The sequence below is a fragment of the Sporosarcina sp. FSL K6-3457 genome, from assembly GCF_038007285.1.
GTDB lineage: Bacteria > Bacillota > Bacilli > Bacillales_A > Planococcaceae > Sporosarcina.
Genome location: NZ_JBBOWX010000001.1, coordinates 3433422 through 3450286 on the forward strand (window position 1 = coordinate 3433422; position 16865 = coordinate 3450286).

Below are 16865 nucleotides of genomic sequence, written 5' to 3' on the forward strand. Positions count from 1 at the left end.
TGGAGGTTTCCTACAATATTGACAACAGCGTTCCAATAAGAAAAGTGGGTGACACTTCTCTTTTGTGATGAATCACAGGAATCACTTTCGACAACTACAGTAGGCAACAACTTATCTGACGATAAGCAGGGTCGGAACTGACCATCTACTACTTCTTGCCATTAGGCAATCCGTAGATACTTTGTATGCTTCAAACTGAAATCCAGTTCTCTGATTTCCCCATAAAATGTTTTAGCAAAGAAGTTGGCTGCACCATGAATGTCACGATGGTTGGAGTAACCGCATGGGCATTTGTACAATCTCGAAGACACTTTACGTCTCTTCGCACAACAAGGACATTGTTGTGTCGTATAACTTTCATCATGTTTCTCAATTGTCATGCCTTCTACTTCTAGTTTGTACGTCAAATAGGTGTATACTTTACCGAAAGACCAATTCGATAGTTTTTGGTTCGTCGTTCGACGCCGAACCTTTTTCTTTTTTCGACGAGAGGTATTCCGTTGCACTCCGTCTACATCGCCAAATGCCACTTCTTTCACTTCATTTTCAACGCACCACTCAACAAATTGTTTTGTCGTTTTATGAAGCCCATCTTGGAGCTGTCTTTCACTTTTGGAAAGCACATATTTTTTTGCTTGGTTATACTTTTTCCACTGCTTAGAACCTTTTGTACACTTGCTCATTTTCCGTTGTAGTTCAGCAAGTTTTTTATTGCGCAGTCGATGAATCGAGCGAATTTTACGACCAGTCAGGATGATATTTTCTCCATTCTCAGCCACTGCCGCAATGGTGTGTACTTCGCCGACATCGATAGCTGCACGATTTTCAAAGGCATGTTCTTTGGCTGTTTGGCCGTTTTCATAAGCAATCGATAGCATGAGTTGACGGTCGAAAATCAATTCAATTTCTTTAATTTGACCTACTCGGATTTCTTTTGTCCAAACAACAAGAGGAGCCTGCCTTTTACCCTCAAAAATGCCCATCGATAATTCGATTTTACCGTTCCCAAACACCTTGAAACCATTATTCGCCCATTTTGTATTGAAGTGTTTCTTCTGTTTATAGGGATATTTAGTTGCATGACCTGCTTTTCTGGCTTTATTTGCCGAATCTCGGGCAAATAAATATTTATGGCAAACAGCTTGTACTGATTGGGAATGAATCGGATAGATCCCTTTTGTACTTTTTTGTAATTCACTTTTCGTGATCCATTTTCCCGTTTTTAGATGATGTTCTTTCGCAAGTTCCAAACAGCGATTCCATACTTCCCCAGAAACTTGATTACACTGAAATAATCGGTCAATCGTTTCCTTATTCGCCCGAAAAGATGTTTTAAGACAACGAATCATATTCATCCCTCCAATCTCCCTTAACTGATTATTCTTACAACCAATCATACCACAGGTTGAAACGGATGTTCTATATAAATTCGTATCAAATGCAAGCATTCATTTCCTACCTACGCTTTGCGTTGAGGAAGGAGAATTCTGCCTTGGGATGATCAATTGCGCCTCGGCGTAATTGAGTTGGGATTTTGAATTGTGCACAGCACAATTAACTCCCCACAAAATCCCTAACATCCGCCGGAGGCTTAACTTGATTCAGCAGGGAGTTTGAACTCCCTCTGATTGAAATGCTTTTCTGGCATTCATCCCGCCACTTATAGAAGTGGAGGACTTCTGCTGAAGCAAGTTAAAACAGGAAAAGCCTGTAGAAGATAAAATCTTCACAGGCTTTTGCAATCAATCAACTACGCCACGGCGTAATTGTGTCGGGATTTTGAATTGTGCTTATCTAAGTGCCTTAATTTCTGCAAAAAACGCAGAAATACGGCAAATCGAACCCTTTGCTGTTCGATTCACAATTAACTCCTTTCAAAATCCCTGACATCCGCCGGAGGCTAAACTTGAATCAGCAGGGAGTTTGAACTCCCCCTGATTCAAGTTTCATTACCACCATACAATTGAGACAAATGTTAAAACGAATACAAATGCTAGTAACGCGCCTGTAAACATAAACATTTGAGGAATACCATGTCCTTTTTCATTCATGTGCATGAAGTAAAATAATTGTAAAGCAATTTGAACGACAGCAAATAATAGAAGCGTTGGGATTACAAAGTACTGCGAGAACCCTGCAACTTCAGATTGATAAGCTGTAACCATCGCAAATGAGATAAGTGTCATGAAAATCATGAGCGCAAACATCATAATCTGATTACGCATCGCATTTTTCGCACGCTTGCGCCCTAACTCAAATTCAGCTGGTGACTTTTTGTAAACTGTAATGTCCGCCATATTAACCTATCACTCCCATCAAATAGACTACAGTGAAGATGAATACCCAAACAACGTCGATAAAGTGCCAGTACAGCGAGAAAGTATAATACTTAGGCGCATTATACAAGTTCAATCCGCGTTTCGCGTTACGGAAAATTAGTAGCGTAATCCACACAAGCCCGATAGCTACGTGGAAACCATGCGTCCCGACAAGCGTATAGAACGCAGAACTGAATGCACTATTATCATAAGTAAAGCCAAGACCAATATAATGCACAAACTCATACACTTCAAGCATTAGAAAACCAAGTCCAAGTAGTGCAGTAATGGCAAGCCAAAGTTGCATCTTCTTGAAATCATAGTTCTTTAAATGATACATCGCGTAAACACTCGTCAATGAAGATGTAAGAAGAAGCATCGTCATGACCAATACAAGTGGTAATTCAAAAAGTTCTTGCGTCGAAAACTCAAAGCCGCTTGGTCCTTTATTTTTCAGTGCAAGATAGGTTCCGAAAAGTGTAGCGAATAGAATTGTCTCTCCACCAAGGAAGAGCCAGAAACCAACAAACTTATTTTTCGCCTCTAACGTTGCTTTTTCTGGATGGTCTGGCCACGTCTCAGGGGTGAATTTTTTGTTTAAATCCATTAGTTTTGACCCCCTTTACGTTTTAGATCCTTCAAAATATCTTCTTTCTTAACATGGTAACCTAAATCATCCTTCACAGAACGAAGTGACATTGCGATGAATGTCCAAACTAAACCAATGATAAGAACTGCAAGCCCCCATGAATATTCAGTACGGAACATTGCACCAAATCCAGCAATGAATAGTCCTAAGCTCATGAAGAATGGAATAATCGAACCATGTGGCATATGGATGTCTGCAACAGGCTCAGCCGCAGTAATTCCCGACTTATTGCCTTCCATTTTCTCAATCCAGTACGTATCAAGTCCACGCACCAATGGAGTTTGAGCAAAGTTATAGAACGGCGGTGGTGAAGAAATCGCCCACTCAAGCGTACGTCCATCTTCCCATGGGTCATTACCAACACGCACATTTTTCTTCGTTGTAATAATAATATTCACAACAAGTGTAATTACACCGATTGCCATGAATAGCGCACCTAGAGAACTGATCGCGTTAGCTGAGTTCCAGCCTTGACCGTCCATATATGTCCAAACACGACGTGGCATTCCCCAGAATCCTAACCAGTGCTGAATGAGGAATGTCATATGGAACCCAATGAAGAAGAACCAAAACTCGATTTTACCTAGTTTATCACTCAACATTGTTCCAAACATTTTTGGCCACCATAGATGAACAGCAGCTAGAATCCCAAGAACAACCCCACCAACAATTACGTAGTGGAAGTGAGCTACGATAAAGTACGTATCATGTATCTGATAGTCAAGAGGTGCTGAACCAGCCATAACACCTGTTACTCCACCCATTACAAATGATGGGATGAAGCCAAGGGCATATAGCATAGGCGTTGTAACCTTGATATTCCCCCCCCATATGGTGAGCAACCAGTTAAAGATTTTCACACCTGTAGGGATGGCAATGGTCATTGTAGCTACCGAGAAGATTGCGTTTGCTGTTGGCCCAAGACCAACTGTAAACATATGGTGAGCCCAAACCATGAATCCAAGGAAACCAATTAAAACAGTGGCAAATACCATTGCCGAATAACCAAATAGACGTTTTCTAGAGAAGATTGAGAAAATCTCCGAGAAAATACCGAAAGCTGGTAAAATTAAGATATATACTTCAGGGTGACCAAATATCCAGAAGATATGCTCCCAAATAATTGTATTACCACCCATCGTATGGTCAAAGAAGTTACCGCCAAACATTCTATCGAATGTTAGGAAGAATAGTCCAACCGTAAGTGGTGGGAATGCAAATAAAATCATTGCTGATGCAACAAACGTAGTCCATGTAAAGAGTGGCATACGCATGTATGTCATCCCTGGAGCACGCATGTTAATGATTGTTACGAGGAAGTTAATCCCCCCAATTAACGTACCACCACCGGCTATTTGTAAACCAATGGCATAGAAGTCAACGCCATGTCCTTCAGATGCGAGAGACAGTGAAGCGTAAGATGTCCAACCTGCATCAGGAACCTGCCCGAAGAACCAAGAAACGTTCAAGAACACTCCACCGAAGAAGAACATCCAAAAACCTAATGAGTTAAGGAATGGGAATGCTACGTCACGTGCTCCAATTTGGAGCGGCATGACAACGTTCATAAAACCAATTAATATTGGCATGGCTGCCAGGAATATCATCGTTGTTCCGTGCATGGTAATGACCTGATTGAAAAGCCCTGCACTGATGAAATCATTATTAGGCTCTAGAAGCTGGATACGAATGATTAGGGCTTCAATACCCCCGACTACGAAGAAGAATCCTCCACCAAGGAGATAAAGGATACCAATCTTCTTATGGTCAACCGTCGTCATCCAGTCCCACAGCGTTGCGCCAAAGCCTTTCTTTTGAGCAACTGAACTCAATTTGTTTACCTCCCCTTCAAAATCATGTTAACGACATTTAGAAATTATTTTTCAACTGTAAGTCCCATCAAATACTCCGCAAGAGCGTCAAGTTCTTGATCGGAAAATTGCTGCCCAAATGATGGCATCGTATTACCTGGTTTATATTTCTGAGTATCAGAAATCCAGTTTACTAATTCTTCTTTATTATGGTCCATGAAGCCAGCGACGCGATTACGGTCACCAAACGATGCTAAGTTTGGTCCAATTGCGCCAGTTTCACCGACAGCAGAAGTTGCGTGACATCCAATACAGCTTTGTTGGAATAGCTCTTCGCCCTGTGTAGTAGCTGTATCTGCAACACGATCATCTGTCGCCTGCATAGCCGTTACCCACTGATTGAATTCAGCACGTGGTAAAGTTTTCACTTTAAAGTCCATTAGTGCATGTGATGGGCCGCAAAGCTCCGCACATTTACCATAGAACACACCATCTTTTAGGTTTTTCGACTCTTTTTCAAATACGAGGTAAAACTTATTAACGTTCTCAACGTTATTATCCATCTTTCCTCCAACTGCTGGAATCCAGAACGAGTGTTTTACATCTGCCGCAAGTAGGTTAAAGTATACTTTCTCGTCCATTGGTACGACTAGCTCTTGAGCAGTAACGATTCCTAAACTTGGGTATTCAAACTCCCACCAGTAAAGTTTCGCTGTTACATCGACGACTAGGTTTTCTGCATTACCGTCCTCATCAACAGCCTCCATTGCCGCCACATCTCCAAATTTATATGCGTAATAAACGGTTGGAACTGCGAGAATTATGACAAGAATAATCGGAATAATTGTCCAAACCAATTCCAATGTATGGCTTCCCTCTACTTGTTCAGGAATATGTTTTTCACCTTGCTTTGATCGTCTGAAACGGACAATTGCAATAACGTAGATGAGTACTACTACAAGGATTACCAATGACATGATTATTACCGTTAACATCAGTAAATTAAATTGATCCTGTCCGACCTGACCAGCCGGAAGAAGCGTAGATAGCTCTTCTTGACCACACCCTGCCAGGAACACTGTAAGAGCTGCCAATAGAGAAAAGAGACGCCACTTTTTGAGTCCTTTCATCATAGCTTAATGATACCTCTCTTTCCAAAAAATATTTTTCTATTTTTGAGGACTGCTAACCTCTCTATATGAATTCCTGTCAAAAGAAAGAATTCCGGGTAGTTAGATGAATATGGAGAAAATAATCATCGCGACAAATAGGATTGTCATGTAATTTAGCGAATAAACAAACATAACAGACGCCCACTTCAAATCGTCCTTCGCTTTGAAACCTCTAACCGCCAAATAAAGCCATCCCAGATTTAATGCGGTTGCAAGCGCGAGAAAGCCAATCCCGAGCTCCGTAAGAAGAAACGGTAATGGCAATAAAAATATCACCCATGCCAGCATGGATTTCTTTGTTCTTGCAAAGCCTTTCACTACAGGTAGCATCGGTATGTTAACCGCACGGTATTCTTCCGTCCTCCGCATCGCAAGTGCATAAAAATGTGGTGGTTGCCAGATGAACATAATTAGGAATAACGCCCATGCACCTATACTCAATGATGGTTCTACAGCAGCCCATCCTATTAAAGGAGGGATTGCCCCTGAAATACTCCCCACAATGGTGTTACTTACGTATCTCCGCTTCGACCACATCGAATAGAGTACAACATAACTAAAGATGCCTGCAAGCCCCCATAGAGCAGCTGCTGGCGATGCAGCAAACAACAAAATTTCACCTACAACGATAAATGTGAATGCAAGTGTCCACACAGCGGATGCCTTAAATCGTCCAGTAACTGTTGGTCTAGACTTTGTTCTGGACATGATTGGATCAATATCACGGTCAATCAAGTTGTTAAGTGCGGCAGAACCGGCAATAATCAATCCCGATCCCCCAAGCGCAAATACGAGTAAATCTATATTGTGAAGAAAGTTTCTACCCGTGAATTGAAAGGCCAAAAATAAACCGGTAAATGTCGTAATCATATTGGAATTGACAATCCCGATTTTAATGAGTGCTAAAAAATCCTTCAGTACTGATGTCGTTCCAATAGTCGGTTCAGTAGGTGCAGAAATTGTTCGATTGTTCGACATACTTCCCCTCCTTTCAAAAATGTCGGCGAAGATCATTATGCTTAACTATATCGAAACTTAGGTAATATTTCTATACTAAAACAAAATTACTTCCTGCTGACGTAAAATATTTACTTATGTAATGTATTGCCCTATCTAATAGTAAATCATTTCTACATACCTTTTGTGAAGTAAAAACGTCTTTTTTATGAACAATTTGTGAAAAGAGTGACTACTGACCTATTTTTAACTACTTGTCATTGTTTTTCCGTGTTCTTTTCGTTATCATCAAAAAAGCGGGGACCTTTTACACGATGGTCAACAATTATAAAGAAGGTGTCTTATTTTTGCGATATAACAAGTATTTAAAATGGTTTGCAGTTGCTTCAACAATTGGTATGTTATTAATTCTTCTAGGTGGAGCCCTTGTTACTAAGACTGATAGCGGTATGGGCTGCGGGAGACATTGGCCCGGTTGTAATGGACAGCTGATTCCCGATGAAATTACCGCCGAAGTGCTCATTGAGTTTTCACATCGACTCGTCACTGGGGCCGTCGGTATATTTATCGTCATCTTGGCTATCTGGTCTTGGAAGGCAATGGGACATGTTCGTGAAACTAAATTTTTAGCCTCCATGGCCGTGTTCTTTCTCGTTTTACAAGCTTTAATTGGAGCTGCCCAAGTATTATGGGGACAAGGTGATTTCATCCTTGCACTCCACTTTGGTATTTCACTTATTTCTTTTGCCTCAGTCCTATTATTAACACTTCTTATCTTTGAGGTAGATCAAAAGTTTGATGCGGATAAATTACGCATAGGTAACAAATTGAAATGGCATACAATTGGTGTTTCTGTTTATTCCTACATCGTTGTTTATACGGGCGCACTTGTCCGCCATACTGAATCTGGGCTAGTTTGCTTGGACTGGCCACTTTGTCGGAATAGCGGCTTTGAACTGCCAAGAAACATGTATGAATGGGTACAGATGGGTCATCGTGCAGCAGCAGCATTGATCGTTATCTGGTTAGCCGTTATTATGATCCACGCTATCCGCAATTATAAAGAGCAGCGTGTCATCTATTGGGGTTGGATCATCGCATTCATCCTTGTAGCAACCCAGGCTGCAACAGGTATGCTAGTCGTTCTAACAAAACTTAATCTTTATATTGCTTTACTTCATTCACTATTTATCACATTATTATTTGGTTTGCTAACTTACATGATACTACTCGTTTCAAGAGGTAAATCACATAAATAATAATTACTGGGCTGCCTTCTTGTCAGAAGCAGTCCTTTTCTTACTGTCTACCCTACTTCTCTATCTTCATAAACAAAAAGCACTTGGAATCTACCCCAAGTGCTTTTTGTTATCCATCAATGTTCTAATTCAATGAGCAAATCGCCCGTTGCAATTGACTCGCCTGCTGATACATAAATATCTTTGACTATTCCATCGTATGGTGCTTGAATCGTTGTTTCCATTTTCATAGCTTCTGTGATGAGTAGATGTTCACCCTTCTTCACTTTTGCTCCTTTGGAAACAGCCACTTTCAAAACAGTCCCTGGCATTGTCGCGGCGATATGCGCGTCATTTGTTACATCTGCCTTCTGTTTCCGAATCGTAACAGATTCGACACTCATGTCTTCAATAATCACTTCACGTGGTTGACCGTTCATCTCAAAATATAGAACCCTCGTTGCATCCGATTGCGGTTCACCGATTGATACTAGCTTCACGATTAACGTTTTACCTTTTTCAATCTCCACTTCAATTTCTTCCCCGAGACGCATTCCATAAAGGAATTCAGGCGTATCAATAACAGAAATGTCACCAAATTGATTATTCATCTGAGAATATTCATCGAACACCTTCGGATAAAGCGCATAAGAAAGGACTTCATGACTTGTCACCGGGCGTCCTAATTTTTCATTCAATTCATCTCGTAATTTCTTGAAATCGACATCCTCTAGCAATTCGCCAGGACGGACAGTAATCGCTTCACGCTCTTTCAAGATGACTTTTTGAAGTTCTTCTGGGAATCCGCCATAAGGTTGACCAATATAGCCTTCGAAAAATTCAATAACTGATTCTGGGAAGTCAATTGTTTTACCACGAACAAGAGCTGACTCTTCATCCAAATCATTCTGAACCATAAACAAGGCCATATCGCCAACTACTTTGGATGAAGGTGTTACTTTCACAACATCTCCAAATAGTAGGTTAACGCGGGAATACATGTCCTTCACTTCTTCCCAACGCTCGCCTAGTCCTACCGCCTTCGCTTGCTGCTGTAAGTTAGAGTACTGACCACCTGGCATTTCATGGACATAAATTTCCGAATGCGGACTCATCATGCCACTTTCAAATGGCTGGTAGTACTTCCGTACATCTTCCCAGTAGTAAGATAAATCTTCAAGCGACTTTACATTACCACGCACATTGCGCTTACCGCCTTGTAGCGCGTAATGCAGGGAGCCTGCTGAAGGTTGTGAAGTTAGGCCTGCCATTGCCCCAAGCGCTGTGTCAACGATGTCCACACCCGCCTCAATTGCTTTAGCATACATGTAAATACCATTACCGCTCGTATCATGCGAATGTAGATGGATTGGTAAGTCAACCGTAGCTTTCAGTTCAGAAATAAGTCGGTAAGCAGCTTCAGGCTTCAACAGACCAGCCATATCTTTAATCGCTAGAATATGAGCGCCAGCTGCCTCTAACTCTTTCGCCATCTCTTTATAATAATTAACTGTATATTTCGCACGTGAATCATCTAAAATATCCCCTGCGTAACAAATTGCTGCCTCCGCAACTTTTCCTGCATCACGTGTCGCATCAATGGCGACTTCCATACCTTTAATCCAGTTCAAGCTGTCGAAAATTCGGAACACGTCAATTCCGGCTTCAGCCGACTTTTTGACAAACTCACGAATGACATTATCAGGGTAATTCGTATAGCCGACCGCATTTGCACCACGGAACAGCATTTGGAATAGCACATTCGGAATTTGTTCACGTAATTTCAATAACCGATCCCATGGGCTTTCCTTCAAGAATCTATAGGATACGTCGAATGTTGCGCCGCCCCACATTTCATAAGAAAACAGGTCTGGCATTAGTCTTGCTGTTTCAGATGCAATGGCTGTGATATCGGAAGTTCGTACACGTGTTGCCAGTAAGGACTGGTGTGCATCTCGGAATGTTGTATCTGTCAACAGGACATCATCTTGCTCTTTAATCCACTTAACTAGTCCTTCTGCTCCGCGCTCATCCAAGATTTGCTTCGTCCCCGGCGCTGGTGCCGTTAGGAGGTCCACAACTGGTTTTCTGACAGGATGGAACACTGGTTTCGATTGTTTCTCAAGCCCTGGGAATCCATTAATAGTTACATTACCAATATAATTCAACATTTTCGTTCCGCGGTCTTTGCGGTTCGGGAATAGGAATAATTCAGGTGTTGAATCAATAAAACTCGTATTATAATTCCCTGTCAAGAAGTTATTATGCTTCACGACATTTTCAAGGAATGGGATATTCGTCTTAATTCCCCGGATTCTGAATTCTTGTAAGTTTCTGTCCATTTTAGAGGCAGCTTCTCGGAAAGTCATGCCCCATGTAGACACTTTCACTAACAATGAATCATAGTAAGGAGTAATGACAGCGCCTTGGAATCCATTCCCAGCGTCTAGACGAACACCAAACCCTCCACCAGAACGATAAACCATCAACTTACCCGTATCAGGCATAAAGTCGTTTAAAGGATCCTCTGTTGTCACACGAGATTGGATAGCATATCCGAATAACGGAATCTTATCTTGTACAGGGATACTTGCTTCACCTTCATGTAGATTTTTTCCATCCGCAATATGAATTTGTGAATGAACAATATCAATACCCGTTACCATTTCTGTAATCGTATGCTCCACTTGAATACGAGGATTTACTTCGATGAAATAAAAGCGGCCGTCAGCTACGAGGAATTCCATAGTTCCTGCATTGATATACCCTACATTTTTAGCTAATTTTACAGCAGCATCGCAAATCTGTTCCCGCAAGCCATCTTCAAGTGAAATGGAAGGTGCTATTTCCACGACTTTCTGATGACGGCGTTGAATCGAACAGTCTCGTTCGTACAGATGGACGACATTGCCGTATGTATCGCCAAGTATTTGCACTTCGATATGTTTTGGCTGGAATACATATTTCTCAACATATACTTCGTCAGACCCAAATGCTGACTTCGCCTCTGATCTAGCACGTTCATAGGCTTCCACTACTTCATCGGCAGCATTGACGATTCGCATACCACGTCCGCCACCACCAAGAGATGCTTTGATAATGATTGGATAACCATTCGTATCCCCAAAGGCCGCAACCTCTTCGACAGATGCTACTGGACCGTCCGTACCAGGGATAACAGGTATTCCTGCTTTGATAGCTTGATCTCTTGCCTTTACTTTATCTCCAAACATGTCGAGATGCTTAGAAGTAGGGCCGATGAAAATAATCCCTTCTTCTTCTAAACGTCTTGCAAAATCAACATTCTCTGCAAGAAACCCATAACCAGGGTGTATCGCATTGGCGCCGGAGTCTTTAGCTAGTGCGATTATCCCTTCAATATCGAGGTACGCATCTATCGGCTTTTTCCCTTTCCCCACAAGATAAGACTCATCTGCCTTGTATCGATGGAATGACCCACTGTCTTCTGTTGAATAAATCCCTACTGTGGGTATATTCAACTCGGTACAAGCACGGAAAATACGGATAGCAATTTCTCCGCGATTGGCAACTAGGATTTTCTTAATTTTCTCCATCACAAGGCACTTCCTTTTCTAATTGTTTTTTCATATTTAACGAACATTGATACGTTCATTAATATTCCTAAAGCTAAAGATAACAGAATAATTGAAGTTCCGCCATAGCTAATAAACGGTAAGGTTACCCCTGTAAGCGGTATCAACCCCGTCAGACCGCCCAAATTCACGAATGTTTGAATTCCTATGAGACTGCCAATTCCCGCTGCTAGCATTCTCGCTTGTGGGTCTTGCGCTCGGAGTGCAATCGATAAAGCCCGCATTACGATGAAGCCCAGTCCCCCAATGACAATGAACGCTCCAACTAATCCTAATTCTTCAGAAATAACCGCCATAATAACGTCCGTATGCGGTTCAGGTAAATAACCCATCTTTTGAATGGAGTTCCCTAGTCCAAGACCTTTGAGTCCACCCGTACCGATTGCAATATAGCCATTCGCTATTTGGTAACCAGACCCTTGCGCATAATCGAACGGGTTCACAAAGGACAAAATACGCCCTAATCTACCAGGGGTCATAATATCTTTCCACTTAAAATATAAAATCAAACCCGCAAACAGCATACCAATCGAAATGATACCACTTAGCTTGAAAAAAGTTCGCTTTTTAATACCACTAGCTAGCAGTACGGATAGTGCAACCATAACAATAATGAGTGATGCACCAATATCGGTTTCTAGCATAATCGACCCGACCGCTACAATGAGTATACCTATAGGCGGTGCAATGGATTGGTTAATGTTATCAATCGTACCAGCCTCATACTTTTTTGCAAAAACACTAGAGAAGTAGACAATAATTACAATTTTAGCTACTTCCGATGGCTGAAGTTTACCGATTGGTGTTGAGAGCCAGCTGTTCACACCAACATGACTTCCCGAGCCGACAAAGTGAACCGCAAATAATAGCGCGAACATGCTCAATACAGCAAAAATCATCAAGTTTTTCCGTTTATAATTTTTATATGGAAAAAATGCTGTCACAAAAAATGCCGGCAAAGCGATAGATATATTCAAAATCTGCTTTTTAAAAAAATTATCCGCCTCTGCTTCGTATCTATTCACAGAAGTTCCCATACTCGCACTATAGATCATCACAAGTCCAAACAAACACAACACTAAATAGGTGATGAATAGCGGAAAGTCAAAGTTTTTTAAAATTCGTTTAGCATAAGTATTCATTCATAGAACCTCATTTTTAAACAAAAAACTCAAACCATTATGTCAGTTTGAGTTTTCGGCTTATTTTCTAGTATATAGTTCGTGCAAGACTGTCATTTCCTTCTCAAGCAGAGAAAGAATCTCATTCCCACCTTGACGATCAATCAGACCTAGCTTTACTGCAAAATCAATTTCACGAGCCAAGCCATACATTTGTGTATCCAACACTTCTTCGTATAGTGGACACTGCGGCATCGTCAAATGATCCATTTGGACTTTGATAAGTTGTGCAATCTTATCAGCATCAGCTTGAAGTTGCTTCAAAGCCTTTTCCTGATAGGTTTCTTGTATGTCTATCTCCATGAGGACGCCCCCATCAACCTTTTATTTCTTAATGTTATTATGAATAAATTGTATCTTTTGAAACGAGAAAATGCAAGTGTTTCCCCTTTTATGTCTCATAGTAAGTGAGAAATACTTTTCCAAAGGACATTAAAGCGTTATACTAAAGGGAAAAGGTTATTTATCTGAACTCAGATAAAGGTAGGAGGATATGAACTTGGAAGCAATAATTCCGATTAAAGGTAATGTACGGTATGCCATTACACTCGATCCAGGCGTTTGGATTTTTGATGATCGCCGGATTGATTTAAAAACATACTTCACCGAAAATCATATTGAAAAAGACGAACTTGAACAATATAAGAAAGAAATGGGCGCACATTGGTCACGAGAAATAATGGAGGGTGCTACATTTCCACCCACTTTAAAAACCGAAAAGACATTTGAAAAAACAAAAGTAGTAACGGGCACTTATGGAATTCTCTTCAGCCATTTTTTAAAAACTGCTGAACCTGCTGCTGATGCTACAACTATTTCTTTTGAACTAGCAGATGGCACTGTCCATTCATTTCCAATTGAACAGGCAGAAGAATTCATCTTCAAATTTAGTGAAGATGGCAAACCACTTATCGATGATGGACTAATTCATGTTCTTTTGAAAGACGGTTCAACTAACGATACACCAATTCGTGATGTCACCACAATTAGAATCGACTAAAGGAGGACTTCCAATGCGTGTTAAGTGTGTCATTTGCGATGAAATTGGACAACTCCCAGACGATGCACCTCTTGCTAAAACACTGAGGAACCGTCCTATTCATACGTATATGTGTGAACAATGTAACGAACGAATTGCTGATAAAACAGTTGCTCGTATTGCAACAGGAAATTTTGTTTTCCGACGTAGCTCGCACTCTATAGAAAAAAACTTCTAATTTGATTTAGAGCCTCCGGCGGATGTCATAAATTCATGACACCAAGGTGTAATTGATAGAAAAAGAAGACTTAGCTGCGATTAAGCAACTGAGTCTTCTTTTTTATATTCATTCATTCTGCGGACTCGGTAGATGATTAAAATAAGGGCCGCCACGATAAGCCCTTCTACGATTGGCAGGAAAAACGCAAGAAACGTCAATACTAGACAGCCGATAAACAAAAATATATATATCAATATATTTTGTAAAATCGGTAGTTTTTTAGCGAATCCAAGTTTATAAACAATTGCCGACATGAGGAAGACGAGGGCTAAAAGTACGTAACCAGCTGCCGTGTAAGAAGGCATCACTTCATAAATGATTCTTGCAATACCTGACATCCGTCCCATTACGAGTTCTGTTTCCCCAACACTCATTCAACACAGTCCCTTCTATAATGCACTTCTTCAAATACACTGGAAGTTATAAATTTATTCAGAAGGAATGTTCCCCTTCTGAATAATTATATTATTTCTTTTTCTGAACGCGCTCGCGCTCGTTCTTATCAAGAATTTTTTTACGTAATCTGATGGATAACGGCGTTATTTCGCAATACTCATCATCATCCAAGTATTGTAACGCTTCTTCAAGTGACATAAGACGTGGTTTTTTCGTTGTTACTGTTTGGTCTTTCGTTGCTGAACGAACGTTTGTCGCTTGTTTAGCCTTCGTTAAGTTGATTGTCAAATCGCTTTCGCGTGTGTTTTCACCGACAATCATTCCTGCATAGATATCAGTTCCAGCAGAAACAAACATCGTTCCACGGTCTTCTAGTTGCATAATACTGTAAGGTGTAGCCGTACCGTTCTCCATAGAGACGAGAACACCATTTCTACGTCCTCCAACTTTTCCTTGCGCCATTGGTTGGTACGAATCGAATGTGTGATTCAAAATACCGTACCCTCTTGTCAATGTCAGGAATTCAGTTGAATAACCAATCAAACCACGAGCCGGAACATTGAATGTCAGACGGACTTGTCCATTACCATTGTTGACCATATCAATCATTTCGCCTTTACGTTCACCCATCGATTCGATAACTGATCCCGTGTGCTCTTCCGGAATATCGATTTGTACACGCTCAACTGGCTCAGAACGAATACCATCGATTTCCCTTACGATAACAGATGGCTTCGAAACTTGTAGCTCGAATCCTTCACGGCGCATGTTTTCGATGAGGATGGACAAGTGAAGCTCTCCACGTCCTGATACTGTCCAAGCATCTGGTGAATCAGTTGGATCTACGCGAAGAGATACATCTGTTTGCAATTGTGACTCAAGACGCTCTTCGATCTTTCTTGACGTAACCCACTTACCTTCTTTTCCTGCAAATGGACTGTTATTGACAAGGAATGTCATTTGAAGCGTTGGCTCGTCAATGAATAATTCTGGAAGCGCTTCTGGATGATCAACAGGACAAATCGTTTCACCTACATCGATATTTTCCATACCAGATACGGCGATCAAATCACCTGCTTTAGCTTCTTGAATATCTACTCGTTTCAAACCAAGGAATCCAGACATTTTTGTCACACGGAAGTTTTTCACAGAACCGTCACGTTTCAATACAGAAACTTGTTGACCGACTTTCATCGTACCGCGGAAAACGCGTCCAATACCGATACGCCCAACATAGTCACTATAATCAAGAAGTGATACTTGGAATTGTAAAGGCTCTTCACTGTTATCGATTGGTGCTGGAACATGCTCAATGATTGCATCATAAAGGTCGCGTAGCGTATCTTCTTGTGAAGCTGGATCTGGAGATAAACTCGCCGTTCCGTTAAATCCAGATGCATAGACAACAGGGAAGTCCAACTGGTCGTCATTAGCATCAAGCTCGATGAACAACTCTAGAACTTCATCGACAACTTCTTCCGGCCGTGCAAATTCACGGTCGATTTTGTTAACGACAACGATAGGCTTAATGTTTTCTTCAAGCGCTTTTTTAAGAACAAAACGCGTTTGTGGCATACAGCCTTCATATGAATCGACAACAAGAATAACGCCGTCAACCATTTTCAGAATCCGCTCCACCTCACCGCCGAAGTCAGCGTGACCTGGTGTATCCAAAATATTAATTTTTGTATCTTTATATTCAATAGCTGTATTCTTTGCAAGGATTGTGATCCCGCGTTCACGTTCAATTTCATTCGAGTCCATGGCACGGTCTTCTACCTGTTCGTTTGAACGGAAGATACCTGATTGTTTCAAAAGTTGATCGACAAGCGTCGTTTTTCCGTGGTCGACGTGTGCGATAATTGCTATGTTACGTAAATCATTGCGTGTTTTAGTCATGATTTCACTCCATTATTCTTTTTTCGGCTGATTAACTGTGTTATCATAACACATGATGACACAATACAAAAACATTTTATACGGATAGAGGGATTTTTTTGAAAAATATCAAATGGATTTTCGTCTTTTATTCGATCGCTGCCATTGCCTCCATGTGTGCAATTGGTGTCGCAGTTGCTATGCGCAGTACCCCCATCGCACTACTTGCTATCCTTGCACTTATCATGATTATGGGCAATGGATTCAAAACAAAAAAAAGAATGCGCGAGCAAGGCGTTCTCTAACTGAAATACGAATAACGAAATGCGGAGGGCGGCCGCTTATGACCCGAGCATCTGCCGCCCAGAGCTAGACAAAAAAGGACTATCAAG

At 41.1% G+C, this 16865-nt stretch carries 15 protein-coding genes; 4 read left to right on the forward strand and 11 right to left on the reverse strand.

The window, feature by feature from the left end; all coding sequences use genetic code 11:
• Window positions 1-161: 161 nt before the first annotated feature.
• The 6 genes from N1I80_RS16885 to cyoE form a co-directional block, all read right to left on the reverse strand.
• Complete coding sequence (locus N1I80_RS16885) at window positions 162-1448, reverse strand: RNA-guided endonuclease InsQ/TnpB family protein (protein WP_340739005.1); 1287 nt, start codon at window positions 1446-1448, stop codon at window positions 162-164.
• A gap of 501 nt (window positions 1449-1949) precedes the next feature.
• Window positions 1950-2297: a cytochrome C oxidase subunit IV family protein gene (locus tag N1I80_RS16890; RefSeq protein WP_340739006.1), complete on the reverse strand. Its 348-nt coding sequence runs from the start codon at window positions 2295-2297 to the stop codon at window positions 1950-1952.
• Window position 2298: 1 nt separating this feature from the next.
• On the reverse strand, window positions 2299-2925 hold the full coding sequence (locus N1I80_RS16895; RefSeq protein WP_340739007.1) for a cytochrome c oxidase subunit 3: 627 nt from the start codon (window positions 2923-2925) through the stop codon (window positions 2299-2301).
• On the reverse strand, window positions 2925-4799 hold the full coding sequence (gene ctaD, locus N1I80_RS16900) for a cytochrome c oxidase subunit I (RefSeq protein WP_340739008.1): 1875 nt from the start codon (window positions 4797-4799) through the stop codon (window positions 2925-2927). Before ctaD ends, N1I80_RS16895 begins: the two co-directional genes overlap by 1 nt.
• 44 nt (window positions 4800-4843) lie before the next feature.
• The gene (gene coxB, locus N1I80_RS16905; protein ID WP_340739009.1) at window positions 4844-5911 is read right to left on the reverse strand and encodes a cytochrome c oxidase subunit II; all 1068 of its coding nucleotides are present in this window, start codon (window positions 5909-5911) and stop codon (window positions 4844-4846) included.
• Between the two features lie 99 nt (window positions 5912-6010).
• Window positions 6011-6928: a heme o synthase gene (gene cyoE, locus N1I80_RS16910; RefSeq protein WP_340739010.1), complete on the reverse strand. Its 918-nt coding sequence runs from the start codon at window positions 6926-6928 to the stop codon at window positions 6011-6013.
• Between the two features lie 293 nt (window positions 6929-7221).
• Between cyoE and N1I80_RS16915 the strand changes: the two genes are divergently transcribed.
• The gene (locus N1I80_RS16915; RefSeq protein WP_445683665.1) at window positions 7222-8166 is read left to right on the forward strand and encodes a COX15/CtaA family protein; all 945 of its coding nucleotides are present in this window, start codon (window positions 7222-7224) and stop codon (window positions 8164-8166) included.
• Window positions 8167-8282: 116 nt separating this feature from the next.
• Here the strand turns inward: N1I80_RS16915 and pyc are convergent, their stop codons facing one another.
• From pyc to N1I80_RS16930, 3 genes are read right to left on the reverse strand one after another with little or no spacing between them, the layout of a single operon-like run.
• Window positions 8283-11720 carry a pyruvate carboxylase gene (pyc, locus tag N1I80_RS16920; protein ID WP_340739011.1) on the reverse strand — a complete coding sequence of 1146 codons (3438 nt, stop codon included), beginning with the start codon at window positions 11718-11720 and terminating at the stop codon, window positions 8283-8285.
• The gene (locus tag N1I80_RS16925; protein WP_340739012.1) at window positions 11720-12901 is read right to left on the reverse strand and encodes an FtsW/RodA/SpoVE family cell cycle protein; all 1182 of its coding nucleotides are present in this window, start codon (window positions 12899-12901) and stop codon (window positions 11720-11722) included. Before N1I80_RS16925 ends, pyc begins: the two co-directional genes overlap by 1 nt.
• Before the next feature lie 60 nt (window positions 12902-12961).
• On the reverse strand, window positions 12962-13243 hold the full coding sequence (locus N1I80_RS16930) for a YlaN family protein (RefSeq protein ID WP_340739013.1): 282 nt from the start codon (window positions 13241-13243) through the stop codon (window positions 12962-12964).
• A 196-nt stretch (window positions 13244-13439) separates the two neighbouring features.
• Here N1I80_RS16930 and N1I80_RS16935 point away from each other — a divergent pair, with 196 nt between their 5' ends.
• Both N1I80_RS16935 and N1I80_RS16940 read left to right on the forward strand, forming a co-directional pair.
• A complete protein-coding gene (locus N1I80_RS16935) occupies window positions 13440-13940 on the forward strand; it encodes a peptidyl-prolyl cis-trans isomerase (protein ID WP_340739014.1) in 501 nt (166 codons plus the stop codon).
• A gap of 13 nt (window positions 13941-13953) precedes the next feature.
• Window positions 13954-14157: a YlaI family protein gene (locus N1I80_RS16940; protein WP_340739015.1), complete on the forward strand. Its 204-nt coding sequence runs from the start codon at window positions 13954-13956 to the stop codon at window positions 14155-14157.
• An 80-nt stretch (window positions 14158-14237) separates the two neighbouring features.
• Here the strand turns inward: N1I80_RS16940 and N1I80_RS16945 are convergent, their stop codons facing one another.
• A complete protein-coding gene (locus tag N1I80_RS16945; RefSeq protein ID WP_340739016.1) occupies window positions 14238-14573 on the reverse strand; it encodes a YlaH-like family protein in 336 nt (111 codons plus the stop codon).
• Between the two features lie 91 nt (window positions 14574-14664).
• Window positions 14665-16494 carry a translational GTPase TypA gene (gene typA, locus N1I80_RS16950; RefSeq protein WP_340739017.1) on the reverse strand — a complete coding sequence of 610 codons (1830 nt, stop codon included), beginning with the start codon at window positions 16492-16494 and terminating at the stop codon, window positions 14665-14667.
• 98 nt (window positions 16495-16592) lie between these two features.
• Here typA and N1I80_RS16955 point away from each other — a divergent pair, with 98 nt between their 5' ends.
• Window positions 16593-16778, forward strand: coding sequence for a YlaF family protein (locus N1I80_RS16955; RefSeq protein WP_340739018.1), 186 nt, complete (start codon window positions 16593-16595; stop codon window positions 16776-16778).
• Window positions 16779-16865 lie beyond the last annotated feature (87 nt).